Origin of the sequence: Rhodospira trueperi, from assembly GCF_900101965.1 — a bacterium.
GTDB classification, from domain to species: domain Bacteria; phylum Pseudomonadota; class Alphaproteobacteria; order Rhodospirillales; family Rhodospirillaceae; genus Rhodospira; species Rhodospira trueperi.
On record NZ_FNAP01000002.1, the window covers coordinates 377,969 to 396,922 of the forward strand.

The 18,954-nt window shown below is 63.3% G+C and carries 17 protein-coding genes; 3 read left to right on the forward strand and 14 right to left on the reverse strand.

Annotated elements, in window-relative coordinates:
- Positions 1–25 precede the first annotated feature (25 nt).
- The 3 genes from BLS85_RS05005 to BLS85_RS05015 all read left to right on the forward strand — a co-directional run bounded on the left by BLS85_RS05005 (position 26) and on the right by BLS85_RS05015 (position 4,215).
- Positions 26–1,363 (forward strand): flagellin N-terminal helical domain-containing protein, encoded by a 1,338-nt coding sequence (locus BLS85_RS05005; RefSeq protein ID WP_176793378.1) that lies wholly within the window; start codon positions 26–28, stop codon positions 1,361–1,363.
- A 215-nt stretch (positions 1,364–1,578) separates the two neighbouring features.
- Complete coding sequence (locus BLS85_RS05010) at positions 1,579–3,183, forward strand: hypothetical protein (protein WP_092783036.1); 1,605 nt, start codon at positions 1,579–1,581, stop codon at positions 3,181–3,183.
- 90 nt (positions 3,184–3,273) lie between these two features.
- Positions 3,274–4,215 (forward strand): tetratricopeptide repeat protein, encoded by a 942-nt coding sequence (locus tag BLS85_RS05015; protein ID WP_092783039.1) that lies wholly within the window; start codon positions 3,274–3,276, stop codon positions 4,213–4,215.
- Between the two features lie 192 nt (positions 4,216–4,407).
- On the opposite strand, the gene BLS85_RS05020 is transcribed toward BLS85_RS05015, so the two are convergent.
- From BLS85_RS05020 to ndk, 14 genes are all read right to left on the reverse strand, one after another.
- The gene (locus tag BLS85_RS05020; protein ID WP_092783042.1) at positions 4,408–6,330 is read right to left on the reverse strand and encodes a motility associated factor glycosyltransferase family protein; all 1,923 of its coding nucleotides are present in this window, start codon (positions 6,328–6,330) and stop codon (positions 4,408–4,410) included.
- Positions 6,331–6,425: 95 nt separating this feature from the next.
- Entirely contained in the window at positions 6,426–6,983 is a 558-nt protein-coding gene (locus BLS85_RS05025) for a GNAT family N-acetyltransferase (RefSeq protein WP_092783045.1), read from the reverse strand.
- A 4-nt stretch (positions 6,984–6,987) separates the two neighbouring features.
- Positions 6,988–8,304 carry a DegT/DnrJ/EryC1/StrS family aminotransferase gene (locus tag BLS85_RS05030; RefSeq protein WP_245699084.1) on the reverse strand — a complete coding sequence of 439 codons (1,317 nt, stop codon included), beginning with the start codon at positions 8,302–8,304 and terminating at the stop codon, positions 6,988–6,990.
- Positions 8,305–8,395: 91 nt separating this feature from the next.
- Positions 8,396–9,454: a hypothetical protein gene (locus BLS85_RS05035; RefSeq protein WP_092783051.1), complete on the reverse strand. Its 1,059-nt coding sequence runs from the start codon at positions 9,452–9,454 to the stop codon at positions 8,396–8,398.
- On the reverse strand, positions 9,451–10,437 hold the full coding sequence (locus BLS85_RS05040) for a Gfo/Idh/MocA family protein (protein WP_092783054.1): 987 nt from the start codon (positions 10,435–10,437) through the stop codon (positions 9,451–9,453). Before BLS85_RS05040 ends, BLS85_RS05035 begins: the two co-directional genes overlap by 4 nt.
- Positions 10,434–11,492, reverse strand: a complete 1,059-nt coding sequence (pseI, locus tag BLS85_RS05045; RefSeq protein WP_092783057.1) for a pseudaminic acid synthase — start codon at positions 11,490–11,492, stop codon at positions 10,434–10,436. Before pseI ends, BLS85_RS05040 begins: the two co-directional genes overlap by 4 nt.
- Positions 11,493–11,643: 151 nt before the next feature.
- Positions 11,644–12,330, reverse strand: coding sequence for a WbqC family protein (locus BLS85_RS05050; RefSeq protein ID WP_092783060.1), 687 nt, complete (start codon positions 12,328–12,330; stop codon positions 11,644–11,646).
- Positions 12,330–13,001 carry a class I SAM-dependent methyltransferase gene (locus BLS85_RS05055; protein WP_092783063.1) on the reverse strand — a complete coding sequence of 224 codons (672 nt, stop codon included), beginning with the start codon at positions 12,999–13,001 and terminating at the stop codon, positions 12,330–12,332. The genes BLS85_RS05050 and BLS85_RS05055 overlap by 1 nt, the downstream gene beginning before the upstream one ends.
- A 72-nt stretch (positions 13,002–13,073) precedes the next feature.
- Positions 13,074–14,150: a DegT/DnrJ/EryC1/StrS family aminotransferase gene (locus BLS85_RS05060; RefSeq protein WP_092783066.1), complete on the reverse strand. Its 1,077-nt coding sequence runs from the start codon at positions 14,148–14,150 to the stop codon at positions 13,074–13,076.
- Positions 14,144–15,202 (reverse strand): UDP-2,4-diacetamido-2,4,6-trideoxy-beta-L-altropyranose hydrolase, encoded by a 1,059-nt coding sequence (gene pseG, locus BLS85_RS05065; RefSeq protein ID WP_092783069.1) that lies wholly within the window; start codon positions 15,200–15,202, stop codon positions 14,144–14,146. Before pseG ends, BLS85_RS05060 begins: the two co-directional genes overlap by 7 nt.
- 33 nt (positions 15,203–15,235) lie before the next feature.
- Positions 15,236–15,940: a pseudaminic acid cytidylyltransferase gene (gene pseF, locus BLS85_RS05070; protein WP_092783072.1), complete on the reverse strand. Its 705-nt coding sequence runs from the start codon at positions 15,938–15,940 to the stop codon at positions 15,236–15,238.
- Positions 15,937–17,127: a UDP-4-amino-4,6-dideoxy-N-acetyl-beta-L-altrosamine transaminase gene (gene pseC / locus BLS85_RS05075; RefSeq protein ID WP_092783075.1), complete on the reverse strand. Its 1,191-nt coding sequence runs from the start codon at positions 17,125–17,127 to the stop codon at positions 15,937–15,939. The genes pseF and pseC overlap by 4 nt, the downstream gene beginning before the upstream one ends.
- Positions 17,124–18,125, reverse strand: coding sequence for a UDP-N-acetylglucosamine 4,6-dehydratase (inverting) (gene pseB / locus BLS85_RS05080; RefSeq protein ID WP_092783078.1), 1,002 nt, complete (start codon positions 18,123–18,125; stop codon positions 17,124–17,126). Before pseB ends, pseC begins: the two co-directional genes overlap by 4 nt.
- Before the next feature lie 265 nt (positions 18,126–18,390).
- Complete coding sequence (gene ndk, locus BLS85_RS05085; RefSeq protein WP_092783081.1) at positions 18,391–18,813, reverse strand: nucleoside-diphosphate kinase; 423 nt, start codon at positions 18,811–18,813, stop codon at positions 18,391–18,393.
- Between the last annotated feature and the right edge of the window lie 141 nt (positions 18,814–18,954).

Sequence of the window (18,954 nt, forward strand, 5' to 3'; positions counted from 1 at the left end):
CCGACACACCAGAAAGGATCCAGTCATGGCTGACGTTACCCTTACTGCTGGCATTCGCGCCAATCTGCTCTCCCTTCAAAATACGTCCTCGCTGATTGAGGACACCCAGTTCAAGCTGTCCACCGGTAAGAAGGTGAACAGCGCGCTGGACGATCCGATTTCGTTTTTCAAGGCGCAGTCCCTGAATTACCGCGCGGCGGACCTGACCGCCCGTAAGGACTCGATTCTGCAGGGCCTGCAGACCATTACCGCCGCCGACAAAGGCATCAAGAGCATCATTGACCTGGTCGACACCGCGCAATCGAAGGCGCTGGCGGCGCAGGAGCTGGATACCACCCGCGCTTATGGTCTGACGACCGCCGGGACGGCGGCTGTTCTGACCACACAGGAAGCCTTCTCCCAGTTGGCGTTTGTTGAGGACAATGGGTGGACCAACCTTTCCATTGCGGAAAACAAGGACGCGTTCCTCGAAAACCTTGGCAAGATGGTGATCGGCACCGCCACCGGTGAAGTCGCGGCCGGCAACGAAGCCGTCAAAATCATCTACACGATGGATGCGAGCACGACGGTCATCTCCGCCAACCTGACCTGGGACGAGGTTGCCGAAAACGCCGACAAGACGGCGACGTTCAGCACGATTACGGTCAATGACCTGCTGGACGCGATGACCGTCAAGTTCGAGGGGCTGACCTTCGAATATGATCCGGACAGCACCGGCTTCAAGGTCTACGCCGAGGACTCGACGACCCGCATTTCGGGGATTTCGAGTGGTGTGTTCCTGACCACGTTCGGCCTGAATCTGACCAGCGGCACCAACTTGGATGGTACCGTGACGTCCTTGGACGTCGGCAAGGAACTGGCGTCTCTGGAAAACGCCTACAACGACGTTATGGATCAGATCAATTCCCTGGCCGATGATGCCAAGTATGCGGGTATCAACCTGCTGAACAGCGATGCGCTCAGCAACAAGCTGACCGTCTACTTCAACGAAGACCTGAGCGAAGATTCCAAGCTCGACGTTCAGGGCGTCAATGTCACGGCTGTGGGTCTTGGCTTGACGAAGGCGACCTGGACCTCCGACACGGACAACATCGACAAGTCCGTGGAAGAAACCCAGAGCGCCCGATCCGACCTGCGGAATGCCAGCCAGTCGTTCTCGACGGCCGCTTCCGTCCTGCAGATCCGGAACCAGTTCACCGACAACATGGTGACGACTCTGGAAGATGGTTCGGCAAGTCTGGTCAACGCCGATATCAACAAGGAAAGCGCCAACATGCTGGCCCTGCAGACCCGCCAGCAGCTCGGTACGATCTCTCTGTCGATCGCGAACCAGTCCGAGCAGTCGGTGCTGCGTCTGTTCTAATATCATCCGGACTGGTCGGGCCAGCCCGACCATATGGTGGTTTTCCTGGGGGCAATGGCGGCAACGCCATTGCCCCTTTTTCTACCGATCCTTGGCTTCATGGGGTGCGTGGCAGTACCGCAAACACGGATGTTCCTCCGCCGACGATCCTGTATAGTTCCACATCATGGAAGAGACGATCCAAGCTGCGTACCGTGACCAGGGAATGTGAGCAGATGATCTCGAACAGCGAAATCGATATCGGCCCAAAGCCTCAAGCCGACGCGGATCCAGATCGGGCCTGCGCCGAAGAGGACCTATCCCTGATGATCCATCAGGCCGCGTTGTTTTCCCTGGATACCTTTGTGGACAGGGGTGGTTTGACCGACGTCCCACTGGCAGACAGAATGGCCGTGGCCCTGTTTCAGTTTGACTTCCTGACGGCGCGCGCGCTGTTGGGCAGAGTCCCACCGGGCGTCTGGCGCAACCGCCTCTCCGGTCTTCTTCTCTTTGAAGACAGCGACGCGGATCAGGCCAACGTCGTCCAGGACAGGGCCAACCGGACTGACGTCGATGACGGCAACAAGACCGAGGGGCTTGGCAATACGACGTTGCTTGACGATGTCCTCACGCCCCTGGAACGGGCAGCGAACGCCATCATCACCGGGCAGGCCATCGACCCGGGCCGCGATCCCCTGTTTCGGTACATCTTCGCGCGCATGCTTCTGCACGGGTATACGACCGTGACGGACCTGCCGGAGGCGGTGTTCTCCCGACCCGACCTATCCGAAGGTGAAATGTACTGTGCCAGCCGATACTACATTGACAAACGTCGCTTCGACGAAATCGACCTGACCCTCAATGCGCTGTGGACCCGCTACAGACGCTCGGGCCATCTGGCGCATCTCGGATATCTCCTCGCCCGGCAGCGGAACGCACCGCATGTTGCCGCCGGCTGCCTCTTGAACGCGGCCACGCTCCCGGGTCTGGATGAGCGTATTGTCGAGACCGTTCATGCCATGTTCGGCCCGGGTGTGGACACTGCCGGCGCGAACCGGAAGGCGTGGCCCGACGAAACGGCCGATCTCGGTTTGCGCGGCCTGCGCGGCATGTTGGAGCCAAACTCCTATGCCAGTCGGCGGGAGACTCTTCGCGTTCTCAAACGGCCCGACTCCCTCATCAACCCGTGTGATCGGTTCACCGATACGGACCTTGACGCTGACATTGCATCGGGTGTGCCACAGGTCCGCGAAGCGCTCGCCCAGGCCGATGGAGGCCCGCCCCAGACGCAGGGTCCGCTGCACCGCGACAACAACGCCCCCAGCGGTCTGCTTTTCGTCTTTCCGCCCCGATCCGGCCCAGACATCGCCATCGGCCTGTCGTCGGTCAGTTCGCACGCCCTCGTGGGAACCGACGTCCTGTCCCGGCTGACCGAGCGCATGAACAAGCTGGAACCCGGGTGGGACGGACGCCTGACCCCGGAGATCATGGAGCGCCATGGCGGGTTTCTGCGGGAGATGTGGATCAGTTATGTCGCCCGAACGCTCGGGCCGTTGCGCGCGGCCGTTCCGCGATGGCACGTCGGCCTCGACCTGAGGCAAAGCGCGTGGCTGAAAGCGCTTTGGCCCCTCGCCGACCATCATTTGTGCGTTCCGGACGCGCGATGTGTCACGGCGCTGGGCGAGGCGGGGCTTGATCTCGGGTCCTTCAGGGGGATTTACTGCTGGCGGTTGCCAAGAGACCAAGTGGCCCTGCTGCGCACGCTAGGCGTCAGCCGGGCGGGTCGCCGCGTGGTCATGGACCGTCTTTCGTTCATGCGCGGTTTCTTCTATCCGACATGATCCTCCGCCGATCACTCAACGACACCGTTATCATGCGGTCCCGCGGAACGAACGAGCACCGATCCCTGTATTTCCAGGAAGGGTTTCGACATGAACACGCCTGACACTGACCCTGATCGTTTTGCGGAACAGGGCGACAAGACCCTCGCGCTAGGGGATCTGGAAGGGTACGTCAGCATTCGCGCCCATAAGGCCGTCGTCAGCAAGGCCTTCGGCATCGTAAAATCGTGGCCCGACTGTACCGATGCCTGGGTGCCCTTGATCCGCGCCCTTTTTTCGCTTGGCGAGTTTGAGAACGCCATGATCGCGGCGGATCGGGCAGTCAAGGTGGTTCCCGATCCTTGGCGCATTTTCTTCATTCTCGGCGTCTATCACAAAAGGGCGGGCAGGCTGTCCGAAGCCAAGGCCTACTACAGGAAGGCCCTGAGCCTCGAGCCTGTTTATGTTGAGGCGGTGACCAATCTGGTCGGCCTGTTGCTGGAACTGGAAGACAACGAAGAAGCCCTTGCCATCGCGACACAGGCGATGCGCACGCAGCACAATCATCCCATGGTTCAGTTCTCCATGGGCCGTGCCAACCGGGCGGTCGGCAATGGGCCCCAGGCCCGGGACAACTTCCGGGCCGCCATTGCCCTGCAGCCGGATTTCGTGCCGGCCTATTACAACTTGGCGGACACCGAAGTGAGTCTTGGGTTTTCCCTGTCCGCCGATGCGGCAACCCAACGGGGACAACGCCTCTCACCGGCCGAGGCATCGGCGCACTACAACGCCGCGTTGACCTTGTACGAAGTCGGTCAGTTCGGCCCCGCCGCGGAAGCCCTGAGACGGGCGATCGCCGTGGAGCCGGCGGACCCGAATCACTACCGGAATCTTTCGATCATCCTGGCCACAATCGGCGCCTTCGACCTATCGGTCGACGCGAACAGCCGTGCGGCGTTGCTCGCGCCGAACACAACCGAAATCATGTCAAATGCTCTCTTGAAGCCCTATTCCACACGCGCGGCCGATCACGTCTGGTTCTTCGGGGACTGAGCCGAAGGGGCGCGGTTCGGAGTGGCTTTGCGCTGCGCGACGTCATGTGCGGGTCTCGGCCCCTAGTACAGCGACGCATTCAAGGGAGTCCCCTTGAATGCAGACGTCGCTGCAAAAAAAAAACATTGTTTCTAGTGCACTTTCGATCCAGACAAAAGAATGCAGGCTGCATCTTTTGTCTGGATCAGTGCACTAGTGGTCCGCGTTCAGCAAGTCCGCGACCTCGCGCTTCATCGTTTGCAGACTGTTCAGCATGACCTCACGGAGCCGCGGTTCGTAGGTTCGTCGTTCTTCGTCGGTCATGCGATTCAGCACCGAAAAGAATGACCATACCATTTCCGCAGTGGTGCCACGGAAAACGATCTTGAACGGGTCTTGCCGGCGAATGAAAAGAAGGATTCGCTGAAAGTCATTTGCGACCTCATGTCTGCGCTCCCAACTGATTTCGCTTGCTGCCTTGTGAAGCATCGCATGATACTCTTCGGCGTGGCCAAGGTTGTAATTGTAGTTCGCGACGTCGTATTCCTCAGGGGTGAGGACGTCTTCCGGATACGGGTTCAAGAGAACTGGAAATGCCCGCGACAGACCCTTCACAGCTTCGGGCAAGACCGCAACAGATCCCTTTATCCGGGCGCCGTCGGAGACCGAAATCACCAAGCTGTCCGTGCGTTCCGCAAGACACCGTTCCATCAGCATCCGCGACCAGTTCAAGACGAAATTGGACCGAACCAGCCCGCCGAATGCCCCGACTGCCGTTTCGTCCATGACGATTGGGTCTTCCTCAAGTTGCCGATTGATTTCGTCTGATCGGTAATATGCTGTATTGCGGTTGTGATGACGATCAGGGTCGGCCGTGCCCAAATCCACACCGAACAAAATGAACTTCCGAAAGCCGAAATACAGGCCCAACCCAACTCCCGTATTGGACACCGTTGGGTCGCAGTGCCGCATGGTATGAATTCCATCCGGATCAAACCCGGATGATGTGTTCATGCCCGGCCGGAAAAAATAGTAGGCGCTGCCGAAATACTTTTCCGTCTCTGGATCCACTGTGGAACTGGCAATCATGGCCACGTTCGACAGGTCGACCCGGGCGGCCATGTCCCGGAACGTCTCCGGCACTTCCGGCCCCCTTTCGAGGATCACGCAGCAATCCACCTTGATCCCGGCCTCCAACAACGGCTCGACCGCGGTTCCGGCCGCAATGACAAAACCGCGATCCGCGATGTCTTTCAGGGCATCAATGGTATGGTCGAGCGAGGGCCCGGACCCCACGACGATCGCCGTGCCGTCGTGGGCTTCTCGTCGGGCGATCAGCGGGCGCCGATGCACCATGATGTTGGACCGCGACGCCCGGATCATCTCCAGTTCATCGGAGAAAAAACCGACACCAAGCAGGCGGTTTGTGTACTTGGTCTGCAGTGAACCTCGCACTCCCTCTGTCGCTGGGTTCGAATGATGAAAATAGACCAGAATATTGTCTGACAAAAACGGAGTCAGCGTGAATACGGAGTCAACCAGGTGTTGGGAAAGATGCTCGTCGTTGGCCGAATAAATGAAGTCGACCGATATGTCCCGGTCCGACAAAGACTCAAAAAAATCTTTCCAACTCGAATAATGCAGCGCCCCGACAAAAAGGCCGACATTGCAGGTCATGACCAGGACGTTCCGGAGTTCCGGCAGGGCATTGATGATGTCCAGGAGAGCGTCCGGCGCCGGGCAGTCGACGCAGGCCAATGTATGGGCTTCCGTATGCGGGACCGTGCGAAACCAGAACTCCCTTGGCAGCTCATCCATGATCGGTCGGACATGGTCCCACCACAGATAGGGGTCTGGCACATGTTTCGGATGCCGCGCATGCCGAAGAACAAACGGGTTTTCAAGGAAGGCCGCGGCCCTGTTCCGGGAATAGGTGGGTTCCGGGTCCGGAAGGACCGGCGCGCCCTGACGGTCAAGAATTTGGAATCCGTCACCGTCCGCGCGATGGATGGTGTAGCCTTCTCGCGGGGAGTCGATGAGACCGCGCAGTCGTGGCGCCCGCCGGGACAGCACGGCAACGTTTTCCCTGAACAACGCATCGTCGACGTACGAGGCTTGCGTTGAATCGACAGGCATCGACTTCTCTCCCGTTCAGCGTGGACGCGGCACTTCGCTCAGGAACGAACCCCAAAATGGCGGCAGAGCCCGGACCGTCTCTTGAGGCGCCGTGTTCACGGATGCTTACCGACGGGGGTCCAGGTGGACCGAAAGGCCGCCGCGTGGACGATGTCCACGTCACGTCCATCGACCAAATAATGACAGCGGCGGCGACCATCCTCGACCATGCCGGACCCCTCCATGATACGCAACATCGCCGTGTTTTCAGCAATGCACCCAGCCGCGACCTTTCGCAGTCCCTGGGTGTTCATCAGATGGTCCAGCACCGCCAGCCACGCCTCGAGGCCAAAGCCCCCTCCACGTGCCGCCGCCGCGCCGATCAGGATGCCGACATCCGCAAGGCTGTTCGGCACATCCACATAGGCGTTGATGTTGCCGATATGGCCCAGACCCTGGTCCGTTTCCTCAATGGCCCAAAGATGGTTCGGCGTGCCCGCAAAGGAGTCCCGATAGGCCCGACAACTTTCGATGGTGTGCTGCCTGTGGCGTTGCTCGCTGAACCGCATCAGGACCGGGTCATTGAGCCAGGCCACGTAACGCTCGGTCACATGGCGTTCGGACAGCGGCTCGAGCGTCAGGCGCGCCGTGCGCAGGATTGCGGTCTGGGCCATGCGTTCAGTGTTCCCTCAGCAGGTGGCGATGCTCCCAGACTTTCTCGAAGGCCGAGACAACGTCGGCAAGGTCCGCGCGGGTCATGGACGGGATCATGAACTCATGCAGCACCAGCGCCGTCTCGTGCAAATGCTCGCAGGTCGGACAGAGCCCCCTGTCGTAGCGTCTGTCCCCGGGGAACGGATCGCCCCGGCCGCCGATGGCCACGCGGTCCTGAAACAGGGGCAGCAGATACAGCGGCCGCACGTACCCGCACCCCAGCGTCACGCCCTCCGTCTCGCGGCCCGCGAACACCGGCAACTCGGCGCGCACTGCCGCGATGAAGCGATCCCGCGACACGCCCGCCACGGCGGGGTCAAACAACAGGCCGTGGGCATAGTACACATGCCGGGCGCCGGGGCGCTGGCCCGCCGGCCGCAGCGGCGGATAGTCGCGCAGGCTCTCCTCCAGGATCGCGACATTCTCAAGACGCCGTTCCAACAGCCCGTCGAGCTTGCGTAACTGGCATCGCGCCACGGCGGCTTCCATCTCGGTCATGCGGAAGTTGAAGCCGACCATGTTGGTCAGATTGCGGTGCCCCATGCCCTCGACGACGGATTCCGCATGGTTCCGGATCAAGCGGACGCGGTCGGCGAGATCATCGTCGTCGGTGACGACCACTCCCCCTTCGCCACAGTGAATGTGCTTGTGGTAGTTCAGGGAATAGATGCCGAGATCGCCCAGGCGGCCGGCCGGCACACCGTTCAGGGTCGCCCCCGGGGCCTGGGCGGCGTCTTCCACCACCGTCAATCCGTGGCGCCGGGCCAGCGCGTTGATGGCCTCGGCGTCGTAGGGCTGGCCGAAGAGATCGACGACAAGAATGGCCTTCGTTCGCGGGCCGATCCGACTCTCGACGGACGCCGGGTCCAGGCAGAAGAACTCCGGTTCGACATCCGCGAACACGGGAACGCCGCCGTAGATCAGGGGCGCGACCGCCGATGCCGACATGGAGTAGGGCGTCACGATGACCTCGTCGCCCGGCTCGATGCCGATGGCGCCCATGGCGCAGTACAATCCGGAGGTGTTGGAATTGACGGCCACGGCATGGCGGGCCCCGAAACGCGCCGCCCACTCTTCCTCAAGGGCCCGGACCTCGTCTCCTCCGCGAAAGTCGGAATGCCATGTGCCCAGGAAGCGGGACAACACGCCACTGTCCAGAACGCGCGCGACCGCCCGTTTCTCTTCGTCGTCAATCGTGTTGCGGGACGGAAACGGCTCGGCGCGCACCGGGCGCCCACCCTGTATCGCCAACACAGACGCGCCGGATGTCTGTCCGCTCACTTCTGCCCTCCCGCACCCCTGTGACGGCCCATTGGTCGCGCAATACCAGTCCGATCGCAGAACCGTATCACTCAAGCCCTTATCAGTCCGTTTACGGCGTGTCGTGTGTTTCGGGGCCACACAGCGACAGACAGGCGTCGGCCGCCGACGCATGGCGCACCAGGTCCGGTCGCGGCACAAGCGGGCTCCCGGTGCGCAGCTTGGCCACCCAGTCCTGGATCAGATCGGGCGCCGCGTCGGGATCGTCGATCAGACGCACGCCATCTCGGCGTCCGATCAATGTCAGCTCATTCAGCCGCAAGTTGGGTTGGACGGACAGGACGGGCAGGCCGACCAACCAAGCCTCGTACAGCAGGATCGAGGCCATGCCGACCACGCCGTCGCTGCCCAACACATGGGCGCGGCCGTTTCCAGGCGGCACCACGGCACCATCGAGCGGACCACGCACCGTCTCCCAGGTTTCGGCCAGTGCGGCCGCGTCCTCTCGCGGATGCGGCAGAACGGTCAGCGTCAGTGTATCGGCCAGCGGCGCCAGTGCCGCGCAAAGGATCGCCAGAACCTGTGTTTCGGTGTAGCCCCGGAAGTCAGGGGTGTCCGGCGTCGAGCCCTGGTCAAGGGCCGCCGGTTCAGACACGAAGAGCAGGGACAGGCGTGTCCGGGACCCGCGACAGGACCCCGCGCGGGCCACCTCTCCGGCCAGATCGGCCAGCGCCGGGTGTCCGATGACGCGCACGGTCGTCGGATCGATACCCTCGGCGATGGCCGCCTCGGCCGCACGTTGGTCCGGCACCGCGTAGACGTCGGGTCTGAACACCGCCGCATCCCCATAGTCCATCCGACGACGGTACGAGGACCAGTTGTCCAGAAGGTGGAGAGTTCTGACCCCCCGGGCGGCGGCGGCCCGCGCCCAGTTCAGGGCCAGCATGTCGGAGACACTGGTGGCGAACGCCAGACACTTTGCGCCGAGAGAGGTCAGGGCCTCCCCCGGGTCCCGCCCCGGGTCCACGGCCGGCCAGCCCGGCTCCATCGCGTCCGCGATGAAGCCATGGTGCACCACCGCAAACGGAAGGCCTCGGGCATGGCAAAGCCGGACCACGGGCAGCAGAGCGCGCGCCCCGCCCACGTCGCCCGCCGCGAACACCAGCGTCATGGCTGCCCCCCAAGCTGCTCCCACACGGCCTGCATCAGCGCCTGCCCGGCGCGCGCGGTGGTCAGGGAACTGGCCGCGTTCCGGCCGGTCTCGTGCGCGGCAATCAGATCGTCCAGCGCCGCCGCCATCGACCCGCCAAAGTCGCAGTCGGTCGGAAAGCGCGGATCGGGCTCGGGACGCAGGCGATGGAACCCGGGAAACAGCTCCTGTTCGACCCGACGTTCGAACACCGCCGTCAGACCACCGTGCAACAGCGAGACCCGTCCGCCGTCGAACACGGCGGCGATGTCGATGCAGTGATAGGGCAGGTCCAGCCCCGTCACCATGGCCGTCAATCCTCCGTCGAACGTCAGGGCGAACCCCGGATTGTCCGGTCCGCCGGTGGGACCGACCCAGTCCAGGGTGAACGGCCGCCCATCCCCGGCCAGGAACAACACCTGATCGACCATGTGCGAGCCGTTGGTCTCCAGCCCGCGCGAATAGACGGCCTGGATGTGGTGGCATCGCCCGAGTTCGCCGGAGGTGCAGAGATCCCGCAACGCCCGGTAGGCCGGCTGATAGCGGCGCTGGAAGTTCACCGCCACCACGCTCGCCCCCGTGTTCGCGGCCATGACGGTGTCAAGATCGGCCAGACGGGTGGCGGCCGGTTTCTCCAGCCAGATCATGGGGACACCGGCGTCCAGGCACGCACGCAGGTGCTCGGCATGCAGCGCGGAGGGCGAACAGATGCTGACGACATCGGGCCGCGCCGCCAGCACATCCGGGAGGGAGTCCGTGGTGTCGATGCCCAGCGCCTCTTGGGCCGCCCGCCGTTCCCCGGCGTCGGGGGACATCCCCAGGGTCAGGGTCGTGCGCGGGGACCGGTCGTACACCGAGGCATGGGTCAGGGCCGGCGCACCCGGCTCCACCCGCCCGCCGTCATACCGCCAGGCGATGTTGCCCAGGCCGATCAGGGCGGCCGTCAGAGCGCGGGGTCCGTTCATGCCGACCGGAACAGATCGAAGGTCACGGGATCGCCCCGCCGCGCGCCCCGTGGCAGAACGAGGCCGATCACGTCGTCGAACGCCACCGGCTCCAGCCCGTGGCCGGGGCGGACGATCCGCACGTCGTCGCCCGTCAGGACATGCCCGGCCGGGCAGTCCCGAACGATGTAGAGCGACCGGCGGTAGGACCGCGATTCCATCTCGGCGGCCGTGGGACCGTAGGACACATGACCCAGGGCCTGCCACGCCCGTTCGGTCTCCGTGACCAGGGCCTTCATCTCCTCCGGTTCCATGGAAAAGGACGAGTCCACGCCCCCATCGGCCCGGCACAACGTGAAGTGCTTCTCGATCACCGTCGCCCCCAGGGCCACGCTGGCCACCGCCACGCCGATGCCGTGGGTGTGGTCGGACAGCCCGACCTCGCAGCCGAACAGCTCGCGCATGTGCGGGATGGTCAGAATGTTGGTGTTCTCGGGTGTCGCCGGATAGGTGCTGGTGCACTTCAACAGCACAAGGTCGCGGCACCCCGCCTCGCGGAGTGTCCGCACGGCCAGGTCCAGTTCACCCAGCGTCGCCATGCCGGTGGACATGAGGACCGGCTTGCCGGTGGCCGCCACCCGGCGCAGCAGCGGCAGGTGATTGTTCTCGAACGAGGCGATCTTGTAGACGTCGGACCCCAGGTCCTCCAGCAGGTCCACCGCCGTGTCGTCGAACGGCGTGCTGAGCGGAATCATGCCCAGGTCGCGCGCCCGCTTGAACAGAGGCGCGTGCCATTCCCAGGGCGTCATCGCTTCCCGGTACAGATCGTAGAGGTGCCGCCCGGTCCACGGCATGTCCTTGGAGGCCACCCGGAACGCGTCGTGATCGACGTCCAGGGTCAGGGTGTCCGGCGTATAGGTCTGGAGTTTCAGGCCGTGCGCGCCAGCCTCGGCCGCCGCTTCGACGATGGCCAGGGCGCGGTCGAGCGACTGGTTATGGTTGCCCGACATCTCGGCCACGATGAAGGGGGCCGAAGACAGGGACACGTCCCGCGATCCGATCCTCAGCCCTGCCATATCTCCGCCTCCCTTCTCACCACCGCTGCGTTGTTTTTATGGACGGGGTTTTTATGGACGGGACCGCACGCAACCGGACGCGCCTGCGCCGGCGCCCGCGGCAGGACCGGAACGCGCGTCTGATCGACCTGTCTCCTCAAAAGCGGGGTCCTCATCGAACGTACTCCACAAGTCCGTTCCAACCGATATTGGCCACGACATCGACGACGGACAAATTCGGGATGAATTCATCAACCCCTTTCTGGGGATACTCAGACGGCGTGAAGTTCTGAAACACAAGAGAGCAGGGCGCTCTTCCCTCGAAATCATCCTCGGTCAAGTAGGCCTTCGCCCCAACGGGAGAAACATATTCATCCGCCCCAAGGTGTCGGCAAATATCTATCAGTTTCTCCGTCCTTTTTCCGCTCGCATTCATGCCTGACGCGACATGGATATCCGATTGTATCCCCGCTTGACCCTTAATGTAAACGATGACCTCTTCGTTGAGTTTCGCAAGGCTTTCTTCTTCGCTTTCCATAACAACGTCAAGGATACCGCGCGCGTCCGCGAAGTGCGGATGTTTCCCATAATTCTGAGTCACCGTGCGCCACAACTTCTGGCGCCATCGTCGATCCGGCACGACCCGGGTTTCAAGGATCGTCTGGTCCAGACCACCGTGACAGATCGGGACGGACACCCATTGGGCACCCCCATTGATCACCAGCCGATTGCGCGTCTGCCAGGACTGCTTCTCCAACTGAACGTCGTCCAGAAACACGAAGTCGTCCACTTGCGCCAGCAAATTGAAGTATCCCGCCCAAGGCAGAAACGTCGGCTGCATGATCGCAAGGCGCCGCATTACGGGAGAGTCCCCCAGATAATGATGTCGCTATTCGACACAAAATAGTCGTTCTGGTGGTTCTCATAGTGGGTTCTCAGAATTTTCATCCGATTCTTTTCAAGACCAAGCGTTCCCTCAAGAAGTTCAACAAGCTCCCACTCTTCCCAGAACACATTCAACAGATCCTGTTCTCCTGAGTAATCAATCGTCAATCTCCAGCCGTTTCGTTCGACTGGAACGCCGCGCCCGTATCGGTGGTCCTGGGGGAGGCGCATTCTGAGATAAACTGCCGCCCCAGGCGCCAGCAAAAGACGGCTTTCTTGGAGGCAGCGCCAAACAGAGTCGCGACGAATGTAATATAGACTGCTGGCCGCGACCAAGGCCTGGAACGTTGGCGCCAAGTCGGGAAGGCCATCATTCAAATCGTGCTGATGAAAATCACCCTTGTATCCGCAGGTCTTGAAGTTGTGCCGGCAATCATCCAGACTTTCGCCATCGTAGTCGAGGCCGACGGACTCCCAGCCAAAACGGGCGAAGTGCATCAGGTTGTTTCCGGATCCACTCCCCAGCTCAAGAACCCGGCCGGCCGATGTCTGAAGCCCGGACTTGAAAAACATACGCACAAGATACTCGTCGGGATAGATCATCCCTCTCAGCTTCGGGCGTGCCGTATCTTCGGATGCCTCCATAGGGCCCTCCCCACCGCGAGCGATGCAAAGAATTGCAAGGCTCTGCGTGCATTCACGTTGAAAGACCAGACGTTACCTTCGCTCGGGCCAGGTCTGCTCAACGGCTGCGGCAACAAGACTGGAACCCTCACGAATGTCGGAAACCGATATCGTTTGGTCGATCCAGAATTGAAACACCTCCCGGCTCAATTGAATGGTTCCCTCAAACCCCTCCTGATGTGGCCCCCGGTACCAATGCGCCGGCAGATACCAGTGGCTGACATCCAAGCCCCCACGACGGATCGCCGTTCCGATGGCATGCTGTGCGGACCAGTTCAGGCCCGGCAGGCGGCAGGTGTAGCGCCAGGGGGCCGCCGCCTCATCCATCCCCACCGGTTCGAAGCCGACGGCACCCAGACCGCGTGCCCACGCCTCGGCCTTCAGTCTACGCTCCTCCAGAGCTGCCGGAAACTCCGGCAACGCATCCGATACCCGTTGCTGCCACCCATCCGGTGGCGGCACGCGCAACGTGGGCTCCAGGCCGTCCAGCAGCCCCGCGAATTGACTGGGATCGCCGGACTCGCGCAGATGGGCCCGCGCGGCGTCGAACCCGCGTCTGAAACGGGCCTGCCGCTCGTCGTGATCGGCGCGGGACGTCGGCTCCATCAGGTCGAGACATCGGCGGCACGCCTCGGCGAGACTTGTGTCGAAGCAGGCCAGCGCGGCACCACCCGCCTCGATATGCTTGGTTCTGCCGAAGGAAAAGAGCCCCACATCGCCGCCTAAGCCGGCGAGGTTCCGGGGCGTTCGCGCGCCAAGAGCCTGCGCGGCATCGTCGATCACCAGACCGCCGGAAAAGATCTCCCGAATGCCGACGGTGTCGACGGGGTTGCCGTAGAGGTGCACGACGACGGCGGCGGAGGCGCCCGCCTCTCTTGCCCGCCGCCACTCGCTCAGGGGAACGGCGCCGGTTCGCGCGTCAACATCGCAGAATTCGGGCCGTCGACCGGCCGCCAGGATGGCGACGACCACGTCCTGACAGACGGCGGATGGAACCGCGACGGAACCGCCCCCACCCCACGCCCGCAGGGCGGCCACAAGCCCCAGGGACGCCCGTGGCGCCGGCACCACATGCGCTCCCCCCAGGACCTCCGACAGCGCCCTCAACATGGCCGCGAGTCCGGGATGTCGCGAAACGCCTGCACGATCTGCGCCCTGTTGCGTGCGTGCCCCTCGACAATCGCATGCGCCGCCGTTCCCATCCGCCTCACCCGCGCCGGGTCGTCCAGGGCGCGCCGCATGGCATCCGTCCAGATCCGGGCCGTGACGTCACGCGACCAGCCCAGACAGTCGACCGCCCCCCTCTCATGCAGGATTTCAGCATCCTCAACCTGATTGTCCGCCGTGATGCAGACGAGGGAGGGCAGGGACATCGCGCATCGTTCCCACGCCGCCCCGCCACAGACACCCAAGGCAAGGTCAGATGTTGCCATGGCGCCGACCACGTCATCGCAGTACGCCACAAGATCGAACCGCCGGGCGACCGGGGTCTGTTCAATCTCGGACTGAAATGGGTGGTGCAGGCCCAGAATGACCGTGGCTTCGATCCCATCGAAGCACGACAGGGCCTCCATGGCGCGGAGTGTCTGATTGTCGGTGTCCGCGCCACCGAAATAGACCAGGACACGCTTGACCGTTCCGTCTCGTTGTTGCGCGACACCCTGATCGAACGCGGGCCGCAACAACACGTAACCCGGCCCGAGAAAGCGTCGGCAATGCGACGGGAGGGCGTGACGGTAGAACGCCTCCAGATTGGGACGAACCGTGTGATTGATCAGGAGATCACAGTCGCGGGGCGTGCAGGCCAGATCGTCGATGACGGCGAGGGCGCGCGTGTGCGGCCGGATCGCCGCATCCCAGGCCCGGTCCAGACCATAATGATCGGCAATGACCCATTCGGGCGCGACCGGCCCCACGGCACCGATGGTTTGCGCCGCATCGGTTCGCGCCGTCGCGGACGTTGGTGCGGGACCGGCGGCGGGCAGGAGCGTGAACGCGAACCCGGCGGCCGCGATCCGGTCCGCCATATGACCGGGGCAGTCCCTGCACACGAACCGGACCTCGGCCCCGTCCTGTCGCAGCGCCGTCGCCAGTGTCAGGCATCGAATGACGTGGCCCGACCCGATGTCCGTCGAGGCATCCGCGCGCACGATGACCTTCATCGACCCACCCTCCCGGCTCACGGCCCGAGCGCTTTACCCCCCAAGGACGCGCTCTCTCGTCAGGGCGAACAGACGCTCGGCGACCTCCCAATCCTCTTCCGTGTCGATGTCCTGAACCCGGTAGCGGGGCAACACGATCGGCACCGACCAGGGCGCGAAGACGGATTTCTGGGACAGCCACGCCTCCGCCCGGCCCCAATAGAACTGCCCGGCATCGTGGTACGCCGGCTCCAGGTCCTGAGAGCGCGTGTATTCATGCTCCGGCTGGAACATCGCGACCCCACCGTCCTCCAGCAATCGCAGAGCCCGCTGGATCGGAAAGGCGAACGTCGTCACGGAGAACGCGAAATTCACGCCCTCCGCCGTGACCCGCTCATATCCCCCGCGCAGATCGTCCGGAACCACGAACGGCGCCGTCGCATAAATGCAGCAGACATAAGACGGCTGCTCCGCGCCCTGCGCGTAGGCCTCGATGGCATGAGACATCACGTCGCCGGTGACGACGTGATCGTTTGCCAGTTCCGCCGGTCGACGGAACGGGACCGCCGCGCCGTGCGCGCGTGCGACATCCGCGATCTCGTCATCGTCGGTGGAGACGATGACGGCGTCGAAGCAGTCCGATTTCAGCGCCGCCTCGATCGACCAGGCGATCATCGGCTTGCCGCAGAACGGTCGGATGTTTTTGCGCGGGATGCGCTTGCTTCCACCGCGCGCGGGTATGACAGCCAATCGCGTCATGACAGGATCTCCCCCAAGGTCGCGGCCACCCGCTCCACGGCCCCGTCATCCAGATCCGGGAACAGAGGCAGCGACAGGCAGCGGGCGTAATAGGCGTCGGCTCCCGGCAGGGTGATGTCGGGATCGAGCGCGCGGTAGTAAGGTTGCCGATGCACCGGCAGGTAATGGACCTGGGTGCCGATGCCGGCGACCCGCAGCCGTTCCATGACCCGGGCGCGCGTCTGGCCGAGCGCCGCGAAGTCGATCAGCGCCACGTACAGATGCCAGCCGTCGTCCTCCGTCGGGCCGCGCGGGATCGGCCGGACCAGCGGTGCGAAGGGCTCCAGCGCGCGGTCGTACCGCGCGGCCAGCGCACGGCGCCGGGCCAGGAACCGATCCAGCTTGGCCAACTGGCTGGCGCCTAGCGCGCAATGAAGGTCAGAGGCCCGGTAATTGAACCCCGGCTCCGCCATCTCATAGTACCAGGGGTTGGCCGCGCCCGATGGATCGAAGGCTTGGGCCGTCTCGGTGAACGCCCCGGGATCGCGCGTCATACCGTGGTTGCGGAACCGACGCACCCGATCCGCCAGCGCGTCGTCCCGCGTGGTGATGGCTCCGCCCTCGCCCATGGCCACCGTCTTGACCGGATGGAACGAAAAACACGCGGCGGCCGACCGCGGCGCCGCGCCAACGGGATGCCGGATGCCGTCCAGCCGGTAGGCGCCGCCGAGCGCGTGACAAGCGTCCTCGACCACCGTCAGGCCGTGCCGCTCCGCGACGGTCAGCAGCCCCGCCATGTCCGCGCATTGCCCGTTCAGATGCACCGCGATCACGGCGCGCGGCCGTCCCGGCGATGGCCGGGCCAACGCCTCCTCCAGGGTCTCGGGGGTCATCAGACCGGTGTCGGGATCGACATCGGCGAACCGCACGTCGGCCCCCACGTACCGCGCCGCGTTCGCCGTGGCCAGGAAGGTCACGGAGGGAACCACCACCGCGTCCCCCGGGCCGAGCCCCAGCCCCATGGCGACAAGGTGCAGGGCCGCTGTCCCACTCGCGCAGACAACCGCGTGCGGGGCCGCCGAGACGGCCGCCAGAGCGGTTTCGAAGCGTCCGACCGCTGCCCCTCCGGTCAAGGCCTCACTGCGTAGAACATCGGCGACCGCCGCGATGTCGTCATCTTCGATGGTATGGCGACCGTACGGGATCATACGCCGAGCTTCGCATTGAGGTCCTGGAGTTCTTCGACGGACAGGAAGTGTTCGTTCTCACCCGAGTTGTACTCGAAATCGGGTTCCACCCGAGAGCCGGTCTCGCCCATGGCGTTGTTGCCATAGTCCACATTGTGGTCCGTAAACCGGATCGTCGGCTCGATAACGTAGTGGTCGGCAAACTCCCATGTGATGTGCGCGTAATCCCGTGGGCACATGATCTCGTGCAGTTTCTCGCCCGGCCGGATCCCGATGTTCTCAAGCGGCAGGTCCGGGGCCATGGCCTTGGCGAGATCAACGACGCGCATGGACGGAATCTTGGGGACGAAGATCTCGCCGCCGACCATGCGGTGAAAGTTCTTCAGAACGAAATCAACGCCCTCTTGAAGCGTAATCCAGAACCGGGTCATCCGCTCGTCAGTGATGGGAAGGTGATCGGCCCCGTCGCGTATCAGGCGGGCGAAGAACGGCATCACGGATCCCCGCGATCCCGCCACGTTGCCGTAGCGCGTGACCGCGAACCGGGTGATCTTGTTGCCCGCGATGTTGTTGGCCGCGACGAACAGCTTGTCCGAGGCCAGTTTGGTGGCGCCGTAAAGATTGATCGGATTGGCCGCCTTGTCCGTGGACAACGCCATGACCTTTTCGACCCCCGCCTCCAGACTGGCGCGGATGACGTTTTCGGCCCCGTTGATATTGGTCCGGATGACTTCGGTTGGATTGTATTCAGCGGCCGGCACCTGCTTCAGCGCCGCCGCGTGGATGACATAATCCACGCCCTGGAAAGCCTGCCGCGTCCGCTCAAAATCCCGGACATCGCCCAGAAAAAAACGCATGCACGGGTCGTTGAACTCCCCCTGCATCTCAAACTGTTTCAGCTCATCGCGGGAATAAATGACCAGCCTACGAGGTCTGTATGACTTCAGAATTGTGCGGGCATACTGGCGTCCGAATGAACCGGTGCCCCCGGTTATGAGAATAGACTTTCCGTGGAACATGGTTTTCGTCTTTCTTCAATCGCCACAGAACACCGACAATACTGTCATGTCTGCAACGATAGGGGAAAGACGTTAACAATGGCTCAATCGGTTCGGCACGACTGGGAACTGCACTCGAGACTGGTGCAAACGACTCATTGATGCCACGCGCGCGAACACGCCGAACCCACGCGGAGGATGATAGGGACTCATCCGCCGCGGGCATTCGGACCACAGCGCGGGCCACTGCGGTTCAAGCCCCAGAATTGTCCTGGGGCGAGACCGGTCAGCCGACGATGTCGACTTCGGAGAAGAAGTAGGCGATTTCCTTGGCCGCGTTCTCCGGCGAATCGGAGCCGTGCACCGAGTTGGCCTCGATCGACTCGGCGAAGTCCTTGCGGATGGTGCCGGCCTCGGCGTTGGCCGGGTTGGTGGCGCCCATGATCTCGCGGTTCAAGGTGACCGCGTTCTCACCTTCCAGGACCTGGACCACGACCGGGCCGGAGCACATGAACGCCACCAGCGAGCCGAAGAACGAGCGTTCCTTGTGGACGGCGTAGAAGCCCTCGGCCTGGGTCTGGGTCAACTGGACGCGCCGCTGGGCGACGATGCGCAGGCCGCGTTCCTCGAACCGGGCGTTGATGGCGCCGGTCAGGTTGCGGCGTGTGGCGTCGGGCTTGATGATCGAAAGCGTGCGTTCGATGGCCATCGGGATTTCCTGCTGTGTCTTGAAGAGAGAGAGGCCGGCCGACGGCGACCCAATAAGGGCGGGACCGGTGAACCGGGGCCGAACGGGCGCGCGCCTTATAATCCCTTGTGTCTGTGATGGCAACGGGTCGCGGCATGACGA